Origin of the sequence: Polynucleobacter necessarius (assembly GCF_900096755.1) — a bacterium.
Classification (GTDB): Bacteria; Pseudomonadota; Gammaproteobacteria; order Burkholderiales; family Burkholderiaceae; genus Polynucleobacter; species Polynucleobacter necessarius_K.
In genome coordinates this window covers 247,635-269,483 of sequence record NZ_LT615227.1, presented here as the reverse complement: position 1 = coordinate 269,483, position 21,849 = coordinate 247,635, and the positions used below count along the sequence as shown (strand labels likewise).

The window sequence follows — 21,849 nt, the reverse complement described above, 5'->3', positions numbered from 1 at the left end:
TCGGTATGTAACAACAGACCCCATTTTGAGCTTGAAGAGTATATTTGTCTAATGAATTAAATTAATATTAATTATCGATTTATTCGATAATTAGAAAGGGCGCTCAATTCGCCCTAAAAGGCACTTTGGGTGCCTAAGTCAATTTAATTCTATTGTTGAGAGGCCTCAGCTAAAGGCCACTACCCCTGAGATCAGGTTGATTGCTAAAGCAAGCAAGGAGGCATTGAAGGCAAACGCGGTCATACCTTGAATCATGACTAAAAAGCGTATGCGTGAGCTGGCGATATTGACGTCAGCAGTTTGGCAAGGCATGCCAACCACCATTGAAAAGTATAGAAAGTCTACGTAAGTGGGCTTTGGTTTTGCTGCAAACAGCAAAGGGGCTTCATTGGTCTTTTGAAGCTCTTGATAGTAAACGTGGGCATAGTGCAGGGCGAATGCAGTGTGCACAAAAAGCCAGGAGATGATGTATGTAGTCAACACCAGGGCGATATAGCGTGCCGCTACCGAGAATGGCAGAGATTTAAGGCTCGACAGAATAATCACAATTGCAATGAGGCTAGCTGCCGCCCCAAAAATAATGATGAGCAAAATGACGGCGGCGCCATCATCCTCTTTCTTGGAGAGTGTGAGGATGTTTTCTTCAGATGAGAAATACATCATGAAGTAGCTAAGCAATAGATATAGACCTCCTGCTGCGGACCAGGATAGCGCTAAGCGAGCTGCCAGGACGGTTTCAGGCGATAACAAAAAGAAGGTGATGAGGCCCTGCAGCTGCGCCAATGGTGAGTCTTAATGTGGCGCTTAAGTGGTGCCAATGCTGTGTCCAGTGATGTACTTTCATATTGGCACTAGTATGCACTCAAAATCAAGGGCCCTTGCGGTCAAACAAGCTTGTTACGAGTGCTGATCTGGGCGAAAATGGTGAAAATAAATGCCTATAAGGGGAATAAAATTGCGTAAGAATTTGCGAAGCTGGACTTTGTTGGTGGGGTTGCTAGTAATTCTTGGTGCATGTATTGGGGCCTATATTAGTACTCAGCCAGCAGAGGCTGATGTATCTGGCTTGATGAATCTGCTTGCGCCTGCATTTGGCAAAAATGCATAAGTTTTTTTCGGAAATTATCAGAATTCAATTTAAGGAATAGTCATGAGTCAAGAGATGGTTAAAAAATCGTTGCTACTTCAGTGGCGGCAACGCTTGCACTAGCTTCACTTTGAAGGGTAGCGATGGTGGCTTGGTCTATGGCCGTACCTTGGAGTTTGGTATGCCTCTGAATTCTCAATTGGCTGTTATGCCCAGAGATTTTGCAATGAAGGGTGTTGGTGCTGATGGCAAGCTTGAAACAGGGCTTAACTGGAATACTAAATATGCCGTTGTGGGGATGAATGCGCTTGGCCTCCCTATGTATGCAGATGGCATGAATGAAAAGGGCTTAATTGGCGGTATGTTTAATGCGCCCAATAGCGCAGTGTTTCAAGCGGTTGCGCCAGCTGAGTCCGCCAATAGCATTAGCTCCGCTCAGGTAGTTACATATGCTTTGACAAACTTTGCAACAGTTGATGAAGTTAAAGCCGGTTTGCAGAAAATTAAAGTCAATCGCTCTACGATTGCAGCCTATAACAATCAAACCGTTGCAGTGCATTATTCATTTCATGCTGCTAGCAGCAAGAGTGTGGCCATTGAATACCTCAAAGGTGAATTAGTTATTACCGACAATCCAGTAGGCGCCTTTACTAATGACCCTCCATTTAGGGATCAGCTCAAAAATATTGGTAATTATGTAAATCTCTCAAAAGTTGAGAAGCCAGCCCTAGTGATCAATGGCGCGTCTTTTACTCCGCCTAGCTCAGGCAGCGGGTTGCATGGTCTGCCAGGGGATTACTTAAGTCCTAGTCGATTTATTCGGGCAATCTTTCATTCTGATTCAGTTCCCAAAACTTTTACTGCTGCACAAATGAATAGTGCCGCTTGGCACATCATTGGTAGTTTTGATATTCCTCCGGGAGCTGTCACTTTGCCAGCAAGCAATCCCTATGGAGGCGGTACTGGAGGGTATGAGGTAACCGAGTGGAGCGTTGTGGCAAATAATAAAAATATGACCTACAGCAGCAAAATGTATGAGAACACCAATGTCTATACTTAGGATCTCAAAAAGATGGATGTCAACGCTAAAGAAGTGAAGTACATCAAACTAGATAAGCCTTTATCCACAATCTCGGTTAATTAATTTTTTCATGCCATCACAACTTTTTAAAATTGCTCGAAGCACTACCGCAACATTGCTTGCGGTAGTTTTTTTAGTAGGCTGTCCAATCTACTGGCAATGATGGCAAGCCGCTTACGCAGGAACAAATTATTCAAAAGCGTAATGCCACTCTGCAGATGGCTAAGACTGGGCTTGATGCGTTAATCAAACAAAACTCCGAAGTTAAAAAGCAAATCGATCAAGCTGCGGGCTATGCTGTTTATAGCACTACCAATATCAACGTGGTCTTAATTGTGGTGGCGCGCGGGGAAGGCGTTCTTTTTGATAAGAGACGTAAAGAGCCCGTATTTATGCAGGCGATTAAGACAGGCGAGGGATTGGGTGCGGGTTATCAGGATCAATACCAGATTGCCATTTTTAAGACCCCGGGAGCAATTGATCAGTTCTTGCTGACTTCAATAGATGGGCGACGTGGTGGTCTGGATGTGGATGCCAACTTTTCGGCTGGTTCAGGCGGCACTATCCGCTCCTTCAATCCGGATATCACCTTCTATACCGTGGGCCTTTCTGGGTATGACTTGCAGGCTAAATATAAGGTTCCACCATAGTTAGCCTGCCTAAGAAAAAGTGATTTAGCACCTTATCTACTGGTATTCCTCTATAGAAAGCCTTCTGAAGCGGAGTAGATTGATATCTATCAATCCCCATCCGAAAGGTCGACATGAGTAAGAAATCATTTGATACAAAGGTTGTGCAAGGTCAGCAACGAGCAGTTGAAGCTACCAAGGCTGCTGGAAGGGTGGCGATCGAAAGTGCGCAGGCCATTGCACATATTAATCAGCAGGCAACACAAGAGCTTGCCGAGTTAATTCAGAAGCGCGTTTCAGAGTTGATGAAGACTCAGGACTCTAAGACTGCGTTTGACTATATTCATGCTGAGGTATTGCAGGATGCGGCTAAAGAGATTTCGCAATATCACAATCAATTGCTTCAGGTATTAAAGAGTGGCAATCAAGAGCTTTCTGATATTGCGGAGAAAATGATTAAAGAGTCAAAAGCAGATTTGATTCATTTCGTTAATGACGCGACCGATAATGCACCGCTGGGAAGTGAGGCTTACGTTTCAGTATTTAAGGCCTCGTTTAATAACGCCTTGCAAAATTTTGAATTGATTCGCGCGGCAATGGCAGACCCATTCTCTAACTTTGAAAAGAGTGTCGAGAATGTTAGCAATCTATCGGGCGTCAAAGCTGCCCCCAAGAAAAAGAGCTAAACGCTACAACTTAATATTGCTTCTGAAAGCGCAGTGCGGTTTGAATGGTTTGAAAGTGAATATCTACAGTAGATGTAATTTCCTTGCCATAGCCGCCTGCCATGGAGAAAGTAAGAGGCAGTTTTTTTATCTAAAGCGTATTGAAATACTGCTTCATCTCTCAAGCGCATGCCTTCTTTACTAGCCTTCAGCCTACCAAGTCGATCCCCTTCGTGCGGGTCTGCTCCAGCTAAATAGATGATGCAGTCTGGCTTAAAGCGGCTATCAAGTTGATCGAGGCAGCTAGTTAGTGCCTTAAGGTAGATTTCATCATTGCAACCATCTGCCAAGCCAACGTCAAGATCGCTCACTTCTTTTTTAAAGGGGAAGTTATTTTCGCCGTGAATGGACAGGGTGAAGATGGAGGAATCATGCTCCAGAATAGAGGCTGTTCCATTGCCTTGGTGGACATCCAAATCAACAATGGCAACCTTCGGCTTTGAACTCACTTCTTTTTGTAGGCTACGTGCAGCAATCGCTGAGTCATTAAAAACACAAAAGCCGCTACCAGTATCTCGATAGGCATGATAAGTTCCCCCGACGAGATTTGCTGCAACACCTTCCTGCAGGGCGGTCTTCGCTGCCGCAACAGTGGCGCCAGCTGAACGGCGTGAGCGTTCAACCATTTTCTCGCTCCATGGAAATCCAATTTCTCTTTGTTCTTGCGGCGTTAGGTTGCCCGTAATAATTTTGATCAGATATTGAGGATCATGAGCATAGAGAATTTGTGTGTCTGTGGCTGGCGGTGCCTCAACGAGTTCAATGCTTTGAATGCTGCCTACCAAATCTCGTAAGCGTGAATATTTTTCCATGGGGAAGCGATGCCCCTCTGGAAGCGGTAAAACAAAGTGATCGGTATAAAACGCCTTCAAGCTTCACTCGAAAATTGTTGCAAGGTCTCTAGTGATACGGTTTCCAATGCCTTGAAGTGCGTACTCTCTAGCTTTAGCAAGGGAGCGCATCCTGCCGCTAGTGCTTCCGTCCAGCGTTTAATACAAAGACACCATTGATCTCCAGGGGTTAGGCCGGGAAACTGATACTCTGGCCTAGGGGTAATAAGATCAAAGATCATTGCCGCGCTCTAGGTTAAATTGTAAAAATTCACGTGTAACTACTGCGCACGCTAAATGACTGCCAATATCTTCTTCATTGGTTTTACAGCAACCATCTCTAAAAAACCCTGTTAGGGGGTCAAAGGAGCAGGGGATAAGAGGTTGCCAAAATACATTGAGCGCTACTTCCTTTTGCATAAATACTTTCTATGATGTTGTCGCCAGCCAGTTTATTGAATAAAGCTTAAACTTGCTCAGAGATGACTCAATTAGAAAAACTCACTTTGTTTTACGATGGCGCTTGCCCTTTGTGTCAGGCGGAGATTCTTTTTTTATCCGGTAGAAATAAAGCAGGATTACTCGATTTTATTGATATCAACTCCGATCGATTTGACTCAGACAGGATCGGTATTTCCTGTGAGGCTGCCTTGGCGGCGATGTACGGACAATTTGCTAGTGGTAAATTAATCCATGGGGTACCTGTTTTTTCTGAGGCATACCGCAGGGCCAACCTCCCAGCTTTAGCTTGGTTATTATCTAGGGCAACTCTGCAGCCTATTTTGCGAGTTTTCTATCGCTTTTTTGCTAATAACAGACATGCTATTTCAAGCCTTTTTAGTCCAATAGCATTGCGTTTGGCAAAACACCAATCGTCAAAGGTGGGCCAATGAAGACTCTCAAATTCTTGTTGGTGGTTTGCGCCCTCAACCTTTCCCTTTTTACTAGTGGATTTGCGCGCGATCTAAATCCCATTGAAACAGGCCTGAATCCTGCAAAGCTTCAAGGAAGTGGCAAGCTCACTTGGTGGGGTTTACATGTTTATGACGCATCTTTTTATCGTTCAGGAGGTTTTACCTCTCCAGAATTTGCGTTGCACTTGAAATATTACAAATCATTTTCTGGAGCCTCTATCGCCAATCGCAGCGCGGATGAGCTGAAAAAAATTGGCGTACCTGATACGCAGGCGACTCTGTGGGGTAAAGAGCTTTCGGCGCTCTTGCCTAATGTTGAGTCTGGTCAAGCATTGACGGCAATTTACACTCCTAAGCAGGGCACTAATTTCTATCATGATGGGAAACAAGTTGGACAAATTGCTGGAGCTGAATTTCCAAAAGCCTTCTTTGGTATTTGGCTTGACCCAAAGACAAGCGCACCACAGCTGCGCACAGAGCTACTTGGACAAAGCTGTCCGCCACCACTTTTTAATGAGGTCTGCAAATAATGAAACGCTCCCTATCTAGTTTTATCTTGATAATTTTTTGCGGTCTATTTTTAGTCTCATGCTCTAGCCCTCAAGCGTCCCAATACGCAAATGAAAAGCCGGCGCTGGATTTAAGTGAATATTTTTCAGGCACGATTGATGCTTATGGCATCTTCACCGATCGAAACGGCGAAGTTAAGAAAAGATTTACGGTGTTGATTAAAGCGAGCTGGACTGTGGTTGATGGCAAGAAGGTCGGAACTCTGGATGAGAGCTTTGACTACTCTGACGGCACCAAGCAAAAGCGTATTTGGACTTTGACTGAGCAATCGCCTGGTAAGTTTGTTGGTCGCGCAGATGATGTTGTTGGTAATGCGCAGGGTGACCTGGCAGGGAATGCTCTGAACTGGACATATACCCTGGCATTGCCGGTAGATGGCACGATTTATCACGTGCAATTCAATGATTGGATGTACCTAGAGTAAAACCCCCAAGGTAATGCTCAATAAGGCAAAAATGAGCAAGTTTGGTATCGATCTGGGCGAGGTAACTTTGAGCTTCTAAAAGGAGAAAAATATGACAAAAATTGCCGTGGTATTTCATAGTGGTTATGGCCACACCGTAAAACAAGCTGAAGCAGTTGCTAAAGGTGCTAATGGCACATTGGTTGCTATCGATGCTGAAGGTAATATTACCGATGCGCAATGGGCAACCTTAAATGAGGCTGATGCAATCGTGTTTGGCTCCCCAACTTATATGGGAACAGTGAGCTGGCAATTTAAGAAGTTTGCTGACGCATCTTCCAAGCAATGGTTTTCTCAGCAGTGGAAAGACAAGGTGTTTGGCGGGTTTACAAACTCGGCCACAATGAACGGTGACAAGCATTCCACTTTGCATTATTTCTTTACTTTAGCAATGCAGCATTCTGGTTTATGGGTTGGTACTTGGCTCATGCCTTCTAACTCCAAGGCTGCTAAACGAGATGACGTGAACTATGTCGGGCTCTTCTGCCGGTGCAATGATGCAAACCCCTTCTGATGCGAGTGCTGACGAAGTGAATGCGGGCGATTTGGAGACTGCAAGACTCTATGGTCAACGTATCGCCGAAATCACAAAACGCCTTAAATAAACGGTTTATGTGATGGATGGACTAAAAACCACCTTCGGGTGGTTTTTTATTTCCCATCATAGTCAGTTTATAATTCTCTAAGCAATTGAATTAAAAGAGATTATTCTCAAAAATCCACTTTTGCTTGTTTGACAGGGTCTATAGGCTCTTGGACAATGCCTGGGGTGGTTTGAAGTAAGCCACAAGCCTTTCATGGCAAACAATATTTCCCCGACCTCCAGCAAGACCAGCTATGTGCTCGAAGCCCGCGCTCTAACTTGCGTGCGAGGTGAAAAACGACTTTTTTCAGGCTTAAATCTGCGGGTAGTCTCCGGAAGTTGCTTGCATGTTCGAGGTGAGAACGGAGTTGGCAAAACAAGTTTGCTGCGCCTTTTGACTGGCTTGGCTAAACCTGAATCTGGCGGGGTTCTTTGGGGCAATCTATCTATCGCATCCAATGCCATCGCTTATCACCGTGATCTTTTGTTTCTGGGGCATAGAGATGCTCTGAAGGAAGACCTCAGCGCTTTAGAAAATTTACAAATGTATGCGTCGCTCGATGGTGTTGCATTGAGTCACGAAAAAGCGTTGGCTACTTTATGGCGTTTTGGTCTACGTGGTCGCGAAGACTTGCCAGCGAATTACTTATCTGCAGGACAGAAGCGACGCGTCCTAATGGCGCGAATGTTAACTCGTCAGGCCAAACTATGGATCTTGGATGAGCCGTTTAATGCTCTCGACGTGAAGGCCGTACAAGAACTGCAAAGCTTGATTGCAGGGCAGCTGGAGGATGGTGGCTTGGTGATTTTCACTAGCCATCAAGAGGTGAATCTACCTAATGTGCAGGTGCTCGACCTATGAACGCCTTGCTAACAATGATTCACAGGGATTTACTCTTGGTCATGCGACGCAAGAGTGAGGTGCTGACTGCCTTGTTCTTCTTCGTGGTGGTGACCAGTCTATTCCCGCTGGGTATCGGTGCGGATGCCGCATTGTTGCGCAAGATTGCTCCGGGAGTGATTTGGGTGGCCGCTTTGTTATCTACCCTGTTGGGTTTGCACCGCATGTTTGCTTCTGACTATGCGGACGGCGCGTTGGAGCAGTTGGCGTTAGCGCCTCAACCATTGGTATTTTTGGTGGCGGGAAAAATTATTGCACATTGGCTTGTTTGCGGTTTGCCGCTCGTGCTCTTGGCTCCTACTATTGGTATTCAGTTTGATTTAGATGCGAGCTCTTTATATGTGTTGATGGGTACGCTTTTATTGGGAACCCCAGTGCTCTCATTACTGGGGTCCATTGGTGCAGCCTTAACTCTGGGTGTAAGGGGCGGTAGCGTACTGATGAGTCTTTTGATTTTGCCTCTCTATATACCGGTGCTGATCTTTGGTGCCGGCGCTGTCTATGCCAATAGCGTGGGTCTGGATACATCAGGCCATTTTTCATTGCTAGGCGCATTATTGATTTTGGCTTTAGCATTTGTACCTTGGGTAAGTAGTGCTGCTGTAAAGATTGCGATTGAATGAACCAACCAAATAACTCCTCCTTTTCTGAAAACCGCTTGATTAACTGGTTTAAGTTATCAAGCCCGAGCACCTTCTATCCGGTGGCGGGCAAGTTAATCCCTATTTTTTTGGTGCTCGCAGGGTTATTTGGCGCCGCTGGTTTATGGGTGAGTTTTTTTGTAGCACCAGTCGATGCTGTTCAAGGTCAAGGCTATCGAATTATTTTTATCCATGTGCCTGCTTCATGGATGTCGATGTTTATTTACTTAGTCATGGCCATGTGGGCTGGGTTGGGATTGGTATTTAATACACGCCTGTCTGCCATGATGGCTCAAGCACTTGCACCTGTTGGGGCATGGATGGCCTTCTTATCTTTATGGACAGGTGCCTTCTGGGGCAAGCCAATGTGGGGTGCTTGGTGGGTTTGGGATGCACGTCTGACATCAGAGTTGATATTGTTATTTTTGTATTTAGGCTTTATCGCTTTGCAGGCCTCTATTGATAATCCACGTAGAGCTGATAAAGCTGGCGCAATCTTGGCATTGGTTGGAGTGGTGAATGTGCCTATCATTTATTTCTCGGTGAAATGGTGGAATACCTTGCATCAAGGCGCGTCGGTTTCTTTAACTAAGGCGCCTGCTATGGCTCAGACCATGTTGCTAGGAATGTTATTAATGGCTTTATGTTTCTGGATGTACTCGATTGCAGTAGGCTTGATGCGAGTCAGGACCATCATTCTGGAGCGTGAGGCTCATGCTGATTGGGTGAGACAATTAAGCGAGGTTAAGAATTAATGTGGAATAGCCCTTCTGAATTCTTTGCTATGGGTGGCTACGCACTTTACGCGTGGAGTAGTTTTGGTGTTTGCGCTTTGGTGATGCTGATTGAGCCTTTAGCAATTCGTGCACGCTTCAAAGCGGTTATTCGTAGACTTCAACAAGAGCGCCTAGCAGAGCAGTTTGATAAAGAGAGCAGTAAGTGAAACCTAGACATAAACGTGCAGTCATCATTATTGCGGCTCTCGCTGTTATAGGCGTGGCTGCACTTCTGATTTTGAATGCGCTAAATAGCAATATAGCTTTGTATGTCACCCCAAGTGAGGTTGCTGCTGGCAAGGCTCCTAATGGACAAGCATTTAGGATTGGCGGCATGGTGAAAGACGGGTCAGTCAAACGCGATGGACTTACAGTACATTTTGTAATTACCGATATGGCAAAAGATATTCCAGTGTCTTACACCGGTATTCTTCCTGATTTATTTAAAGAAGGTAAAGGCGCAGTGATTCAGGGTCGCCTTAATTCGAATGGCGAATTTGTGGCTAGTGAAGTCTTAGCAAAGCATGATGAAAACTACATGCCGCCCGAAGCTAAGCATGCTTTAGATCAGGCACAGAAAAACGGAAGTAATAAATGATTCCTGAGTTTGGGCATTACACATTAATACTTGCTCTTTGTGTTGCTTGCATACAAGGGGTCTTGCCTTTAGTTGGCGCGCATTATGGCCGCCGTGAGTGGTTAGTCTTAGCTAGACCAGCAGCCCAAACAGTTTTTCTCTTGCTTGCCATTGCATTCGCAATTCTGGCCTGGAGTTTTTACATTAATGACTTTTCAGTGCTCTATGTAGCAGAGCATTCCAATTCCCAGCTGCCAGTCGTTTATCGTTTAGGTGCTGTATGGGGTGGGCATGAAGGTTCTTTGTTGTTGTGGATTTTCTTATTAAGCACATGGACTATCTTGGTTGCTCAACTCTCTAAAGCTTTGGACGAGTTTATGGTGGCGCGAGTCATTGGTGTTCTAGGGCTTGTGACTAGCGGTCTCTTATTGTTTGTGTTGACTACGTCTAGTCCCTTCACGCGTCTTTTACCTGCAGCGCAAGATGGCCGCTCATTAAATCCGCTCCTACAAGATCCCGGATTAGTCTTTCATCCACCAATGTTGTACATGGGATATGTTGGGTTTTCTGTGGCTTTTGCATTTGCTATCGCCTCTTTGTTGTCTGGCAGATTAGATGCTGCCTGGGCACGCTGGTCTCGACCTTGGACCACTGCAGCGTGGATATTTTTAACGCTAGGCATTGCTCTAGGTTCATGGTGGGCATATTACGAGTTGGGTTGGGGCGGTTGGTGGTTCTGGGATCCGGTTGAAAATGCCTCTTTCATTCCTTGGTTAGTTGGCACTGCACTCCTACACTCATTGGCGGCTACCGAGAAACGCGGTGGATTTAAAAGCTGGACCGTGTTGTTGGCAATTACCGCGTTCTCACTCTCTTTGTTGGGAACATTCTTGGTCCGCTCGGGCGTACTAACATCTGTTCATGCTTTTGCAACAGACCCAAGACGCGGCATCTTCATTCTGATCTTCTTGGCTTTAGTGGTTGGATCTTCTTTAGTGCTGTACGCATGGCGTGCGCCTAAGAGTGCTCTAGGCAGTAAATTTAGTTTGAGCTCAAGAGAAACCTTCATCTTGCTAGGCAATGTATTTTTAGTAGTCTCCGCTGGCTCGGTGTTGCTTGGCACTCTTTATCCATTGCTGATCGATGCACTTCACTTAGGTAAGATTTCTGTCGGCCCTCCATACTTCAATAGTGTGTTTGTGCCCATCATGATTCCTTTATTGGTGTTGATGGGAGTTGGACCTTGGACAAGCTGGAAAAATACCAATCTAGTTACCGTAGTTAAGCGCTTATGGCTTGCAGGCTTGGTAGCAGTGGTTGCGGCGGGTGTTGCCATTCCTCTCATCATGGGTCAATTTACTTGGTTGGCAGGCCTAGGGCTCTTATTGGCTTTCTGGGTGATAGCTTCAGGTTGTCTGCAAATCATTCGTCAAGCAAAAGCAGGTAAACCTACTCGCTCATTTGTTGGTATGCAAGTTGCCCATCTTGGAATAGCTGTATTTGTGATTGGCGTCACCATGGTTGGCGCATATCAAGAGGAAAAAGATGTGCGCATGTCAGCAGGTGATACGGTTTCTGTTGGCGGCTATCAAATTCAGTTACAAAGCGTTACAGCTGCAATGGGTCCAAATTATCAAGCAATGCGCGGCGCATTCCTATTGACCAAAAATGGCAAAACAGAAACTACGATGTATCCAGAAAAGCGTAGTTATTTCTCCTCCACAATGCCAATGACAGAAGCGGCTATTGATGCAGGCTTAACTCGAGATATATATGTTTCCCTTGGTGAAGAGTTGGATGACAAATCTTGGGCGGTACGTGTTTACTACAAACCTTTTGTAGATTGGATTTGGGGTGGTTGCTTGTTAATGGCGCTTGGTGGAGTTTTGGCGATCTCAGATAAGCGCTATCGCATCAAATTGAAAAAGCAGATCTCATGAAGGCAAAATTTTTAATTCCCTTGCTGCTATTTGTTGTTCTGGTTGTCTTTTTAGCAATCGGCCTCAATCGCGATCCACATGAGGTGCCGTCACCTTTAATTAATAAAGCAGCGCCCGCATTTGAAGTGCCTCAACTTGGAGACTCCAACAAGACTTTCTCTCCAGCTAGTATGAAGGGGCAGGTTTGGATTTTGAATGTGTGGGCCTCTTGGTGTGTTGCTTGTCGCGAAGAGCATCCAGTATTGGTTGAGCTTGCTAAATCTCAGGTGGTGCCCGTCATTGGTTTGGATTACAAAGACAAACGAGAAGATGCTTTGGCAATGTTGGCAAAGCAGGGAAACCCATATCTCTTATCAGCATTTGATGCGAATGGGCGCGTTGGAATTGATTACGGCGTTTATGGTGTCCCAGAGACTTATGTCGTTGATAAGGCGGGCATCATCCGGTTTAAGCATATTGGACCTCTAAGTCTAGAAATCTTGAATCAAAAGATTTTTCCTTTGGTAAGTGAGCTCAAGAAATGATGAAGCGCTTATTGCTCATTGCCTTATGTGCTTTTAGCTTGAGCATTTCTTATGCCAAGGATGCTGCTCCATTGGCCGATGATCCGCTGACTGAGCAGCGTTTAATCAGCATCTCCGAAGAAATGCGCTGCCTGGTTTGTCAAAATGAGTCACTTGCGGGATCCCGCTCTGATTTGGCAAATGATTTGCGTCGAGAAATTCGCATCCTGATTAAAGAAGGTAAGAGCGACGATCAAATCAGAACCTTTATGGTCGAGCGCTATGGTGATTTTGTTTTATATCGTCCACCTATTAAGCCAATCACCTGGCTGCTTTGGATTGGGCCTTTTGTCATCCTTCTCATCGGTATCGTTGGGTTGTTAGGTTACTTACGCAGAAGAAACAGCAGTGTGCCCAGCACCATTTTAACGGATGAGGATAACCAAAAAATTGATGCCTTGCTAAATAACGCCGGCAAAGAAGATAAGAGCAATTAATGACCAGCTTTCTCATTCCAGCATTTCTTTTATTAGTCTTGGTATTGGTGCTCTTATTGCGCCCCTTTATATTCCCGGCGAAAGGTGAGCTCACCTCTCGCCGTCAAATGAATGCTGCGATTTATCGTGATGAACTGGAGAAGTTAGAGGCTGAGCGCGAATCTGGCGTGATCAATGCAGTTGATTATGAAATTTCTCATGCAGAAATGCGTCAGCGCTTATTTCAAGATACCAGCGAAGAAGATGATCGTGCTGTTATGGGTTCAAGCAAGAAAACGATAATTGGTCTTTGCATCTTTATTGTTTTGCTTTCATCCGTCATGTATTTTTCATTAGGCGATGCCACGCGTGTTGCCGAAAGAAATGCAGAGCAGCCAATGACGCGTGAGGGTGTTGAGAAAATGGTTGCCGAGTTTGCGACCAAGATGGAGAAGGATCCAAGCAATCTAAAGGGTTGGGCCATGTTGGCTCGCTCCTATCGTATCTTGGGCCGGAATCAAGAGGCAGCGGTTGCCTATGAAGGCGCAGGCAGTTTTATTGACTCTGATCCTCAGTTGTTGGCTGACTATGCGGATGTCTTAGCTACAAATGCGAATGGTAGTTTTACCGGTAAACTCACTCAGCTAATTAATAAAGCTCTGAAGTTAGATCCTAATAATTTGATGGCGCTTTGGCTTTCTGGAACTGCTTCCTATACCTCCGGAAACTACAAGGCAGCTGTTCAGGCTTGGGAAAAGCTTGCGCAGCAATTACCACCTGGCACAGAAGAAGCGCGCTCAATAGAAGGTTCGATTGCCGATGCTCGCTCCAAAGGCGGCCTTCCTTCTGCAAGTCCTGTTGCAGCCGGTGGTAAATCCATTAGCGGCACGATTGAGATTACTGCCGACCTAAGGCCCAAACTTAAGGCTGGAGATATTGTGATGGTGATTGCCCGTAACCCGGGAGAGCGCATGCCTGTGGCAGTGCTAAAGACTGCCGCATCTGAATTTCCAATGAGTTTCTCTTTGACTGATGCATTGGCTATGAATCCAAGCGCGCCATTATCTAAATTATCGGAAGCCTCTATTGAAGTCAGAGTCTCCAAAACGGGTATGGCTAAACCGGAAGCAGGGGATTTAATTTCCTCTGCAAAAACCGTTAAGGTCGGATCAAGTAATGTCCGACTCTTGGTTGATCAAGTACGTCAATAACTGCTGTTTAGCCTCTACCTACAAAAGGCATATTGGTGGCCATAATGGTCATTGAGAGTATGTTGCTCTCAAGTGGTAGCTGGGCCATATGAAGAACTGCTTCCCCCACATGATTAACATCCATGCGAGGCTCAACCTTGATGGTTTGATCTGCCTGCATGATGCCAGCAGCCATGCGTTCGGTCATTTCTGTAGCAGCATTGCCAATATCAATCTGACCACATGCAATATTGAATGGACGTCCATCTAATGCAATTGTTTTGGTTAAGCCGCTAATAGCATGCTTAGTTGCTGTATACGGGGGCAGACATCGGTCTTGGGGCATGTGCTGAAATTGACCCATTGTTAATAATTCTGCCGCCCTGAGGTGATTGGGCCTTCATCATGCGAATAGCCTCTTGTGAACACAGAAATGCGCCACAGAGATTAGCGTTTACAACATTCATCCATTGCTCATAAGTCAGGTCTTCCATCGGGATCGCAGGTGCTCCCATGCCGGCATTATTAAAGAGCACATCGATCCTGCCAAATTTGGTCTTGAGCTGTGCAAATAGTTTTTTGACGTCCTCGGGTTTCCCTACGTCACAGGCTATGGCGAGACAATTATTTTGATTTCCACCAATGTCGCTGATTGCTTGATGAAGTCGATCTAAATTACGTCCAGTTAATACGACTTGGTAGCCACCTTTAAGGAGTGAATTTGCCGCTGCTTTGCCGATTTCAGTGCCGGCACCGGTCACTAGGGCTACTTTTGTTGTGATTGCATTCATTGATATTTTGGGTAGATCAGAAAAACCCCATCTTATCTCGATTTAATTGGCAGGATTTCAATCTTTTCCCTATTATTGTCATCGGGGCATAATGCAAAAAACCAACACCTCAATATTCGAGACTTTCATGAATTCCATCAAACGACAAATTTATAACCCTCTAGCCATCGTTGCTGCATTTTTTGCGGTTTTAATCGTTATTTTTGGGGTTTTATGGATCCTCATTCCGCCCCCACCCAAAGTCATTGAGATGGCTACTGGATTTCCAACGGGGCTCTATTACCAATTTGGCGAGCGCTTAAAAGCTGAGCTAGGTCATGATGGTGTCAATCTCGAGCTGAAAAAAACTGGGGGGACGGTTGATAATCTCGCGCTTCTCAATGACCCAGCCTCTGGCGTAGATTTTGCGATGGTGCAGGGCGGCGTTGCCGATGTTTCTAAATACCCTAATTTGGTTTCTGTAGTAGGTATGTTTTATGAGCCGATTTGGGTTTGGTACCGCGAAAGTGCCTTTAAAAATGATGGCGGCCAATTAAGAGTTTTGGGTCAATTAAAAGGCAAGCGAGTATCGATTGGCAATGAAGGCAGCGGTACCTTGGCTCTGAGCGATGCCTTATTAAAGATTGGCGGTATGTCTGCAGAAGATATGCAAGCGCAGAAATTAAAGCCGGACGAGGCAATTGCCAAATTTAAGAGTGGCGAATTAGACGCCATCTTTATCGTGGCGGCTGCAGAGGCCCCCATTTTGCAAAAGTTTTACGAAATCCCTGGAATTCGTTTAATGAACTTTGAGCAGGCAGATGCTTATACACGTAACCTGCCATATTTATCTAAGGTCACGGTGCCCAGAGGACTTCTTAGTATTGCCCATGACTTACCGCGACAAGATATTCAGGTGATTGCTGCCACAGCTACTCTGGTGGCTAAGGATGACATTGGCCCTGCCTTAGTCTCCTTATTACTAGGTGCCTCCTACGACATTTTGAAGTCTTATTCGCGCTTGCAAAAAATAGGCGAGTTTCCATCTGGGGCAGGTTTAGATTTTCCTTTGCATGTGGATGCTGAAATCTATTTAAAAGATGGACCCTCATTCTTGCATCGCCATCTACCTTTCTGGACGGCGGTATGGGTGGGGCGCTTTGTGAAAATTGTGATCCCATTGTTGGTGATCTTGATTCCGTTGTTCACCTATATTCCATCAGCGAAGAATTTCTTCCTTAGATTAAAGCTTGCGCAGGTATATGAGGAGTTGAAAGTTGTGGAGAGAAATGCTTTAAACCCAGAATTGAGAGAAAAGAATCTGAAGGATCTAGAGTCTATCGAAAAGCGGGTTGGCAATATCAAAGTTTCTATGTTGGATGCTAAAGAGTTATATGACCTCAAGGGGCATGTGGGGGATGTGCGAGCACGTTTAAATTTACATAAGTAATTTGAAGTTAGGAGACAAAAATGAATAAAACAAAAAGTAAATATAGTTTTGGCGTCAGTTTTGGGAGGGCTCTTTTCGGTTGCTGTTTGGGCACCACAGCCTTATCCAAATAAACCCATCTCTCTTGTGGTTCCGCAGGCTGCGGGCGGCACAAACGATATTGTTGCGCGCCTGATCGCTCCAGCTTATGGGGAGGCGCTTGGCACTTCTATTGTGGTTGAGAATCGACCTGGTGCCGGTGGCAATATCGGCACTCAAAGCGTAGCTCGCGCGCCTAAGGACGGTTACACCTTACTTCTCACAATCAATAGCGCTCAAGCAATCAACCCTTCTTTGTATAAGAACCCTGGTTTTGATCCAGTCAATGATTTTGTGCCGTTGTATTACATTGGCGCTACACCATACGTATTGGTTTCACCACCAGGATCACCTTATAAAACTTTGGCAGATGTTGTCGCCGCGGCTAAAAAGAAGCCAGGGGAGTTGTCCTACGCTTCTGCAGGTAATGGGACAATTAGTCACTTATTGGGTGCCATGCTCAATACGAGTGCCGGCATTGAGATGCAGCACATTCCTTACAAAGGAGTAGCCCCTGCAATTAACGATGTTTTAGGTGGGCAAGTGCCATTAGCTCAGCTAAGCGCTCTAGTGCCGCCCCTGAAATTCCGACGATTGCTGAAACTTATCCCGATTGCGTAGGAGAGGTTTGGGTTGCTACATTTGCCCCAATGGGCGTAAATGTAGATGTTGTGAAGTGAAGAAAAATCAGCAGGCAATGGATAAAGTCATGACCAGGGCAGATGTTCGCGAGAAGCTCACTGCCCAGGGATTGGACTTAAATCCAGTGCCGCCTGCTAAGTTAGGTCTTCTGCTAAAGGAGGAATTAGCTAAGTGGGCAAAAATTGTGAAGGCATCAGGGGCTCAGCTCGATTAGCTCTAAAATAAGTTCATGACTAACGCCACACTAGCGCCACCACTAACATCGGCTAAAGAGCTTGCAAATTCTTTGCGTAGCAATGGCTATGTTGTGGCATCTGCTGAGACCGTGGCAGAAATCAGCAAGACTTCGCTTCCTGCGCTACAAGGTCTAACGCAGTTTTGGGAGGGCTTGCCTCGTGATCCTTATTTGAAAGATGGTGGTCGCTACCGTTTTCGTCGGCATGCCAGTTATGAAATCAAAGGCGATCATCTTCATTTAGTGCCGCATCGTGCGCACTGGCAGTCATTAAATTACAACGCACTGCATGGTGGCATTGAACGCTGGTTTGAACCGGGTTCAGGCCGATCTGTTGAAAGATCCGGCATGGCAATCTGTATTGCGGGGATTAGCCAATCTATTTAATGGCTTAAAACCAGTTACCACATGGTTTGTTGAGGCACATCAATTTCGGATTGATACAACCGATGGCATTGGTCGACCAACACCAGAGGGTGCCCATCGAGATGGGGTCGACTTCGTTGCTGTTTTTCTACTTGATCGTTCTGGCATCAAGGGTGGAGAAACCAGAATATTTGACGCAGGTGGTTCCGCAAGATTGCGCTTCACTCTCTCTCAGCCTTGGTCGGTGTTAATCATGAATGATGAGCGCATGATTCATGAGTCAACGCCTATCCAGCCTCTAGGTAATTATGGGTATCGCGATACTCTAGTGCTCACCTATAGGTCTAGTGGATTTCAAGATTCACCACAACACAGCCAACAATAAAGCTTTATAAAACGTGACTGATATCTATCGTGTTGCTTGTGCCGCTGGGTTTTCAGGTGACCGTACCGATGTTGCCAAGCCTTTAGTCGATGAATTGTTGAGGCAAGGCGGCCCGAGCTGTCTTATTTTCGAAAGCCTAGCTGAAAGAACGTTAGCCCTTGCTCAGTTAGAACGCCATCAGAACGCTCAGCTTGGCTATGAGCCCCTCTTATCAGAGATGTTAGAGCCCGTTTAGCGGACTGCCTCAATGGCGGCATTCCTATTGTCGGTAATTTTGGCGCCGCTAATCCTGAGGGTGCTGCAAAACTGATTGCATCTATAGCCAAGCAAAAAGGCTTTCCGAATATTCGAATTGCGATAGTGAAGTGTGATGATGTTTCGGCGGAAGCTTTTCGCTCAAATCTTGAAGCTTTGCTTTCTCCAGAAGATCAAAAGATCTTGGCTAAAAGTACTCTGGTAAGTGCAAAGATTTACCTAGGCGCACAAGAGATTGCAAATGCGTTAATTGCAGGGGCGCAAGTGGTTGTGACAGGCAGGGTGGCTGACCCTGCGCTAACAGTTGGACCATTGATGGCACACTTTAAAAAAGATTGGAACGACTGGGATTTCGTAGGTGCTGCCACTATGGCAGGACACCTTTTGGAATGCGGTGCTCAGGTCACCGGCGGATATTTTGCGGATCCTGGCATGAAAGATGTTCCCGGCTTGGCTCATGTAGGCTTTCCGATTGTGGAGTTTGATGCACAAGGAAATATTTGCGTAACTAAGCCACCATCTACCGGGGGCTTAGTGAATCGCATGACTGTAACTGAGCAACTCTTGTATGAATTGCACGATCCTGCACATTATTTAACGCCAGATGTTATTGCTGACATTACTCAAGCGCAGATTACTGAGCTGGGTGGGGATAGGGTTCTTTTAACCGGTGTTCAAGGTCATCCGCGGCCTGATACTTTGAAAGCGAATGTCTGCATTGATGGAGGCTGGCTAGCAGAAGCAGAAATTTCTTATGCAGGGTTTAATGCTTATGAGCGCGCCCAGTTAGCCGCCAATATTCTTCGAGAGCGTTTAAGTAGTTTGGATTTAAGAATTGATTTTATTGGCTCATCCAGTATTTTCTCTAGCGATATCGGAGAGGGCCCACAATTTAAATCCAAGGAAGGTTTTGAAGACATTCGATTGCGGGTTGCAGCAGCGCATGGCGACCGCAATCAGGCGCTTAGGGTATGCAGGGAAATTACAGCGCTTTATACCTGTGGACCTGCTGGCGGCGGCGGGGTCCGAACCAGTTTGAAGCCTCGTCTCAATACTTTGGTTTGCTTTATCCCTCGAGAGTTGGTGCAGGCTTCTTATGAGTTCTTTGAGGGTTGAGAAGTCATGAATAAACCCATACCTTTGTACAAACTTGCGCATGCTAGAACAGGCGATGAAGGTAATCGATCTAATATCAGCGTGATTGCATATCACCCTGAAGATTTTTCCTTATTGCAAAAAGAGTTGACTGAGGAAAAAGTTAAAGCCCATTTTGGATTTCGAAATCCAAGCGCAGTAAGGCGTTATGAGCTCCCTAATTTAATGGCTTTTAACTTTGTGATTGATGATGTACTCGATGGCGGAGTCAATCTCTCTTTGAATCTGGATTCCCATGGCAAGAGCCTTTCTTACTGGCTCTTAGCAATGGAAATTAATATCGATCGAAAATAATTCGCGCTAGAAATTTATTCTGGCCGCATCCCAGCATCTTGAATGGCTTTTGCCCACTTGGTGGTTTCTAGCTTAATTTTTTGACCGAGAGCTTCGGGCGTGCCAGGTTGGGTTTCAAAGCCCATCGCAGAAAAGCGCTCAACCAAGTCTTTTGATTTAGCAGCATCGTTGATGGCTTTATTGAGTTTGGTTACGGCATCTTTTGGCATGCCGGCTGGTCCAAATGCCGCAAAGAATGCAATCAGTTCGTAGCCCTTAATACCTAAGGCTTCGTTGACGGTAGGCAGCTCAGGAATGGCTGGTGAGCGCTTGAGGGAAGTTACTGCGAGACCTCGAATTTTTCCTGCTTGTACTTGTGGCAAAGTCACAGCAAAGTCGGCAGTAAACATATTTACTTGACCGCCAATTAAATCAGTCATCGCAGCATTAGGGCCGCTCTTATAAGAAACCCCAGTCATTTTGATGCCGGAAACATTGGCAAGCATTTCTGAAGAAACACGCTGCGAAGTACTTGCATAAGCAAACGTCATTTTTCCAGGATCTGCTTTTGCAAGCGAAACAAATCCATTGAGTGATTTGGCTGGAACTTCATTGTTAATTGCAACGATGAGGGGTGCAGATCCAAAATAACCAATTGGCGTAAAAGCGGTATCTTGGTTGTAGGGAAGATTTTTCACCAAGCTTTTCAGAGCCGCATTGGTACTGTTTGTGCCGAAAAGTAATGTGTAACCATCTGCAGGTGATTTTGCAACTAAATCTGCGCCAATCATTCCATTGGCTCCGGGTCGATTCTCAATCACTACAGGTTGACCCAAGGACTCGGCCATTTTTGCAGCAAAGGCTCGACCAATCTGGTCGGTTGCGCTGCCTGGTGCAAACGGCACAATCGCTTTAATAGGCTTTGAAGGGTAGGAGTCAGCAATGGCAAGGGTGCAGCTTAGACCAATAAATAGACCTCCAACGGCCTTAATGAGGTGTCCTGCGAATAGTTTGTTTTTCATGTTGTCTCCGTCTAGTTTTTTATAAGTGTAGCGGGTCTTTGGGCATTAGGGCGAGTAGAATGAGTTCACGTTTTTACTGACACTTTATGCGCTTTCGATCGGCTGGTTACATCCCTCTTATGCTCATGGCACAAACTTGTGCTTTATTGGGCTTTGCTTGCTACGCAGTAGTGCTCACTACCTTGCAGGAAGAGTGGTATTTAAGCAATTTACAGTCTGGACTCATTGCCAGCGCCTTTTTCTTTGGTTATATGTTGGCAGTTCCTTTGGCCACCGCGCTCACAGATAGGGTTGATGCACGCAAAGTTTATTTAATTGGAGGCTTATCGGCTACTTTCGGTCTTTTGGCTATGGGGGTTTACTCGCCAATAACTTTTGGACCGCCATGTTTTTTATGGCAATTAATGGCGCAGGTTTGGCTGGTACTTATATGCCAGGCCTCAAAATTTTGTCTGATCGTATTCAGTCGGGCGAGCTAACGCGTCATATTGCTTTCTACACCGCCTTCTTCGGAATTGGTACAGGATTCTCTTACTTATGTTCGGGCTGGATTCTGAGTGCGCTCGGTTGGCAATATGTCTTTGGCCTAATTGCCTTAGGACCATTTATCGCATTTTTAATTGTGCTGCTATTTATTCCAGTGCTGCAGCATGAGAAGTGGAAAGGGCCAATCAATATTCGCTTGCACGACATTTTTCCAGTAGATAAATGGAAATTGGTATTGCAGGATAAAAATGCGGCAGGATTTATTTTTGGATATACCGCCCACACTTTGGAGCTCTTTGCCTCTCGAAGCTGGATTGTGGCTTTCTTTGCTTTCTGCGCCATTGCTTCTGGAGAGTCTTTTATATTGGCAGCAGCAACCTTGGCAGGCGTTATTAATTTCTTTGGAGTGCCTGCATCAATATTGGGCAATGAGGTTGCCTTAAGAGTTGGTCGTCAAAAGTGGGTATGTATTGTGATGCTGACGAGCGCTGTATCAGGGGTTGCATTTGCTTGCTCAACAGGTCAATCGTGGTGGTTGATTGTGGCTTTGACCATTGGCCATGCCATTTTCATTATGGCGGATTCATCAACCCTTACTGCAGGTTTGGTGATAAGCGCACAAGAAAATATTAAAGGTGCTGCTATGGGCCTGCATTCACTAATGGGTTTTGGCGGCGGCTTATTAGGCCCAGCCATTTTTGGTTTCGTCTTAGATATTTCTGGTTCACGCACCTCTCAAGCCGCTTGGATATGGGCATACGTTGCTGTTGTCATTTGGGGCGTTCTTTTTGTGATTTATGAGCGCCGCAGAGGTTGGGGTAGTGCAGCGCGTGCGTGAGTGATCTG

General features: G+C 45.6%; 22 protein-coding genes and 8 pseudogenes. 25 read left to right on the top strand and 5 right to left on the bottom strand.

The window, feature by feature from the left end:
- Positions 1–165: 165 nt before the first annotated feature.
- Positions 166–783: a DUF1345 domain-containing protein gene (locus DXE27_RS01415; RefSeq protein WP_128112609.1), complete on the bottom strand. Its 618-nt coding sequence runs from the start codon at positions 781–783 to the stop codon at positions 166–168.
- A 172-nt stretch (positions 784–955) separates the two neighbouring features.
- Here DXE27_RS01415 and DXE27_RS08915 point away from each other — a divergent pair, with 172 nt between their 5' ends.
- The 4 genes and pseudogenes from DXE27_RS08915 to DXE27_RS01400 all read left to right on the top strand — a co-directional run bounded on the left by DXE27_RS08915 (position 956) and on the right by DXE27_RS01400 (position 3,483).
- On the top strand, positions 956–1,108 hold the full coding sequence (locus tag DXE27_RS08915) for a hypothetical protein (protein ID WP_172457097.1): 153 nt from the start codon (positions 956–958) through the stop codon (positions 1,106–1,108).
- A 106-nt stretch (positions 1,109–1,214) separates the two neighbouring features.
- Positions 1,215–2,147 (top strand): annotated as a pseudogene (locus DXE27_RS01410) (linear amide C-N hydrolase); the annotation flags it as partial.
- Positions 2,148–2,386: 239 nt separating this feature from the next.
- Positions 2,387–2,818 (top strand): lipid-binding SYLF domain-containing protein, encoded by a 432-nt coding sequence (locus tag DXE27_RS01405; RefSeq protein WP_231969603.1) that lies wholly within the window; start codon positions 2,387–2,389, stop codon positions 2,816–2,818.
- 113 nt (positions 2,819–2,931) lie between these two features.
- A complete protein-coding gene (locus tag DXE27_RS01400; protein WP_128112607.1) occupies positions 2,932–3,483 on the top strand; it encodes a phasin family protein in 552 nt (183 codons plus the stop codon).
- Between the two features lie 10 nt (positions 3,484–3,493).
- Here the strand turns inward: DXE27_RS01400 and DXE27_RS01395 are convergent.
- A pseudogene (locus DXE27_RS01395) lies at positions 3,494–4,394 on the bottom strand (histone deacetylase family protein).
- Positions 4,391–4,772 (bottom strand): annotated as a pseudogene (locus DXE27_RS01390) (DUF2237 family protein). The pseudogenes DXE27_RS01395 and DXE27_RS01390 overlap by 4 nt, the downstream one beginning before the upstream one ends.
- 62 nt (positions 4,773–4,834) lie before the next feature.
- On the opposite strand from DXE27_RS01390, the gene DXE27_RS01385 reads away from it, so the two are divergent.
- The 13 genes and pseudogenes from DXE27_RS01385 to ccmI all read left to right on the top strand — a co-directional run bounded on the left by DXE27_RS01385 (position 4,835) and on the right by ccmI (position 13,907).
- The gene (locus DXE27_RS01385) at positions 4,835–5,245 is read left to right on the top strand and encodes a thiol-disulfide oxidoreductase DCC family protein (RefSeq protein WP_128112606.1); all 411 of its coding nucleotides are present in this window, start codon (positions 4,835–4,837) and stop codon (positions 5,243–5,245) included.
- Entirely contained in the window at positions 5,242–5,796 is a 555-nt protein-coding gene (locus tag DXE27_RS01380; RefSeq protein WP_128112605.1) for a chalcone isomerase family protein, read from the top strand. The genes DXE27_RS01385 and DXE27_RS01380 overlap by 4 nt, the downstream gene beginning before the upstream one ends.
- Positions 5,796–6,339 (top strand): annotated as a pseudogene (locus DXE27_RS01375) (DUF3833 domain-containing protein). The gene DXE27_RS01380 and the pseudogene DXE27_RS01375 overlap by 1 nt, the downstream one beginning before the upstream one ends.
- 12 nt (positions 6,340–6,351) lie before the next feature.
- A pseudogene (locus DXE27_RS01370) lies at positions 6,352–6,904 on the top strand (flavodoxin family protein).
- 192 nt (positions 6,905–7,096) lie between these two features.
- Positions 7,097–7,744, top strand: coding sequence for a cytochrome c biogenesis heme-transporting ATPase CcmA (gene ccmA, locus DXE27_RS01365; protein ID WP_197712276.1), 648 nt, complete (start codon positions 7,097–7,099; stop codon positions 7,742–7,744).
- Positions 7,741–8,406, top strand: a complete 666-nt coding sequence (gene ccmB, locus DXE27_RS01360) for a heme exporter protein CcmB (RefSeq protein WP_128112604.1) — start codon at positions 7,741–7,743, stop codon at positions 8,404–8,406. The genes ccmA and ccmB overlap by 4 nt, the downstream gene beginning before the upstream one ends.
- The gene (ccmC, locus tag DXE27_RS01355) at positions 8,403–9,179 is read left to right on the top strand and encodes a heme ABC transporter permease CcmC (protein WP_128112603.1); all 777 of its coding nucleotides are present in this window, start codon (positions 8,403–8,405) and stop codon (positions 9,177–9,179) included. Before ccmB ends, ccmC begins: the two co-directional genes overlap by 4 nt.
- Positions 9,179–9,367 carry a heme exporter protein CcmD gene (gene ccmD / locus DXE27_RS01350; protein WP_128112602.1) on the top strand — a complete coding sequence of 63 codons (189 nt, stop codon included), beginning with the start codon at positions 9,179–9,181 and terminating at the stop codon, positions 9,365–9,367. Before ccmC ends, ccmD begins: the two co-directional genes overlap by 1 nt.
- Positions 9,364–9,798 (top strand): cytochrome c maturation protein CcmE, encoded by a 435-nt coding sequence (gene ccmE / locus DXE27_RS01345; RefSeq protein ID WP_128112601.1) that lies wholly within the window; start codon positions 9,364–9,366, stop codon positions 9,796–9,798. The genes ccmD and ccmE overlap by 4 nt, the downstream gene beginning before the upstream one ends.
- Complete coding sequence (locus DXE27_RS01340; RefSeq protein ID WP_128112600.1) at positions 9,795–11,717, top strand: heme lyase CcmF/NrfE family subunit; 1,923 nt, start codon at positions 9,795–9,797, stop codon at positions 11,715–11,717. Before ccmE ends, DXE27_RS01340 begins: the two co-directional genes overlap by 4 nt.
- Positions 11,714–12,241 carry a DsbE family thiol:disulfide interchange protein gene (locus DXE27_RS01335; RefSeq protein WP_128112599.1) on the top strand — a complete coding sequence of 176 codons (528 nt, stop codon included), beginning with the start codon at positions 11,714–11,716 and terminating at the stop codon, positions 12,239–12,241. Before DXE27_RS01340 ends, DXE27_RS01335 begins: the two co-directional genes overlap by 4 nt.
- Positions 12,238–12,717 (top strand): cytochrome c-type biogenesis protein, encoded by a 480-nt coding sequence (locus DXE27_RS01330; RefSeq protein WP_128112598.1) that lies wholly within the window; start codon positions 12,238–12,240, stop codon positions 12,715–12,717. Before DXE27_RS01335 ends, DXE27_RS01330 begins: the two co-directional genes overlap by 4 nt.
- Positions 12,717–13,907, top strand: a complete 1,191-nt coding sequence (ccmI, locus tag DXE27_RS01325) for a c-type cytochrome biogenesis protein CcmI (RefSeq protein WP_128112597.1) — start codon at positions 12,717–12,719, stop codon at positions 13,905–13,907. Before DXE27_RS01330 ends, ccmI begins: the two co-directional genes overlap by 1 nt.
- Positions 13,908–13,914: 7 nt before the next feature.
- Here the strand turns inward: ccmI and DXE27_RS01320 are convergent.
- Positions 13,915–14,677 (bottom strand): annotated as a pseudogene (locus DXE27_RS01320) (SDR family oxidoreductase).
- Between the two features lie 127 nt (positions 14,678–14,804).
- On the opposite strand from DXE27_RS01320, the gene DXE27_RS01315 reads away from it, so the two are divergent.
- From DXE27_RS01315 to DXE27_RS01295, 6 genes and pseudogenes are all read left to right on the top strand, one after another.
- Positions 14,805–16,106 carry a TAXI family TRAP transporter solute-binding subunit gene (locus DXE27_RS01315; protein WP_128112596.1) on the top strand — a complete coding sequence of 434 codons (1,302 nt, stop codon included), beginning with the start codon at positions 14,805–14,807 and terminating at the stop codon, positions 16,104–16,106.
- 48 nt (positions 16,107–16,154) lie between these two features.
- Positions 16,155–16,805, top strand: coding sequence for a Bug family tripartite tricarboxylate transporter substrate binding protein (locus tag DXE27_RS01310; protein ID WP_231969602.1), 651 nt, complete (start codon positions 16,155–16,157; stop codon positions 16,803–16,805).
- 76 nt (positions 16,806–16,881) lie between these two features.
- Positions 16,882–17,040, top strand: coding sequence for a hypothetical protein (locus DXE27_RS09525; RefSeq protein ID WP_231969601.1), 159 nt, complete (start codon positions 16,882–16,884; stop codon positions 17,038–17,040).
- Positions 17,041–17,055: 15 nt separating this feature from the next.
- Positions 17,056–17,812, top strand: a pseudogene (locus tag DXE27_RS01305) (2OG-Fe dioxygenase family protein).
- 13 nt (positions 17,813–17,825) lie between these two features.
- Positions 17,826–19,183 (top strand): annotated as a pseudogene (locus tag DXE27_RS01300) (acyclic terpene utilization AtuA family protein).
- A 6-nt stretch (positions 19,184–19,189) separates the two neighbouring features.
- Positions 19,190–19,516, top strand: a complete 327-nt coding sequence (locus DXE27_RS01295; protein ID WP_128112595.1) for an AtuA-related protein — start codon at positions 19,190–19,192, stop codon at positions 19,514–19,516.
- 14 nt (positions 19,517–19,530) lie between these two features.
- On the opposite strand, the gene DXE27_RS01290 is transcribed toward DXE27_RS01295, so the two are convergent.
- A complete protein-coding gene (locus DXE27_RS01290) occupies positions 19,531–20,517 on the bottom strand; it encodes a Bug family tripartite tricarboxylate transporter substrate binding protein (RefSeq protein ID WP_128112594.1) in 987 nt (328 codons plus the stop codon).
- An 86-nt stretch (positions 20,518–20,603) separates the two neighbouring features.
- Between DXE27_RS01290 and DXE27_RS10220 the strand changes: the two genes are divergently transcribed.
- Positions 20,604–20,996 (top strand): MFS transporter, encoded by a 393-nt coding sequence (locus DXE27_RS10220; protein ID WP_331852052.1) that lies wholly within the window; start codon positions 20,604–20,606, stop codon positions 20,994–20,996.
- The gene (locus tag DXE27_RS01285; RefSeq protein WP_231969600.1) at positions 20,903–21,841 is read left to right on the top strand and encodes an MFS transporter; all 939 of its coding nucleotides are present in this window, start codon (positions 20,903–20,905) and stop codon (positions 21,839–21,841) included. Before DXE27_RS10220 ends, DXE27_RS01285 begins: the two co-directional genes overlap by 94 nt.
- Positions 21,842–21,849: the final 8 nt, after the last annotated feature.

Bases quoted from the DNA above. Each gene is read 5' to 3' on its own strand.
- DXE27_RS01385 (WP_128112606.1), top strand. From the start codon at position 4,835: ATGACTCAATTAGAAAAACTCACTTTGTTTTACGATGGCGCTTGCCCT.
- DXE27_RS01290 (WP_128112594.1), bottom strand. From the start codon at position 20,517: ATGAAAAACAAACTATTCGCAGGACACCTCATTAAGGCCGTTGGAGGT.
- DXE27_RS10220 (WP_331852052.1), top strand. From the start codon at position 20,604: ATGCGCTTTCGATCGGCTGGTTACATCCCTCTTATGCTCATGGCACAA.
- DXE27_RS01380 (WP_128112605.1), top strand. From the start codon at position 5,242: ATGAAGACTCTCAAATTCTTGTTGGTGGTTTGCGCCCTCAACCTTTCC.
- DXE27_RS01295 (WP_128112595.1), top strand. From the start codon at position 19,190: ATGAATAAACCCATACCTTTGTACAAACTTGCGCATGCTAGAACAGGC.
- ccmC (WP_128112603.1), top strand. From the start codon at position 8,403: ATGAACCAACCAAATAACTCCTCCTTTTCTGAAAACCGCTTGATTAAC.
- ccmI (WP_128112597.1), top strand. From the start codon at position 12,717: ATGACCAGCTTTCTCATTCCAGCATTTCTTTTATTAGTCTTGGTATTG.
- DXE27_RS09525 (WP_231969601.1), top strand. From the start codon at position 16,882: ATGGATAAAGTCATGACCAGGGCAGATGTTCGCGAGAAGCTCACTGCC.
- ccmB (WP_128112604.1), top strand. From the start codon at position 7,741: ATGAACGCCTTGCTAACAATGATTCACAGGGATTTACTCTTGGTCATG.
- DXE27_RS01330 (WP_128112598.1), top strand. From the start codon at position 12,238: ATGATGAAGCGCTTATTGCTCATTGCCTTATGTGCTTTTAGCTTGAGC.
- DXE27_RS01405 (WP_231969603.1), top strand. From the start codon at position 2,387: ATGGCTAAGACTGGGCTTGATGCGTTAATCAAACAAAACTCCGAAGTT.
- ccmD (WP_128112602.1), top strand. From the start codon at position 9,179: ATGTGGAATAGCCCTTCTGAATTCTTTGCTATGGGTGGCTACGCACTT.
- DXE27_RS01285 (WP_231969600.1), top strand. From the start codon at position 20,903: ATGTTTTTTATGGCAATTAATGGCGCAGGTTTGGCTGGTACTTATATG.
- DXE27_RS01340 (WP_128112600.1), top strand. From the start codon at position 9,795: ATGATTCCTGAGTTTGGGCATTACACATTAATACTTGCTCTTTGTGTT.
- DXE27_RS01335 (WP_128112599.1), top strand. From the start codon at position 11,714: ATGAAGGCAAAATTTTTAATTCCCTTGCTGCTATTTGTTGTTCTGGTT.
- DXE27_RS01400 (WP_128112607.1), top strand. From the start codon at position 2,932: ATGAGTAAGAAATCATTTGATACAAAGGTTGTGCAAGGTCAGCAACGA.
- ccmA (WP_197712276.1), top strand. From the start codon at position 7,097: ATGGCAAACAATATTTCCCCGACCTCCAGCAAGACCAGCTATGTGCTC.
- DXE27_RS01315 (WP_128112596.1), top strand. From the start codon at position 14,805: ATGAATTCCATCAAACGACAAATTTATAACCCTCTAGCCATCGTTGCT.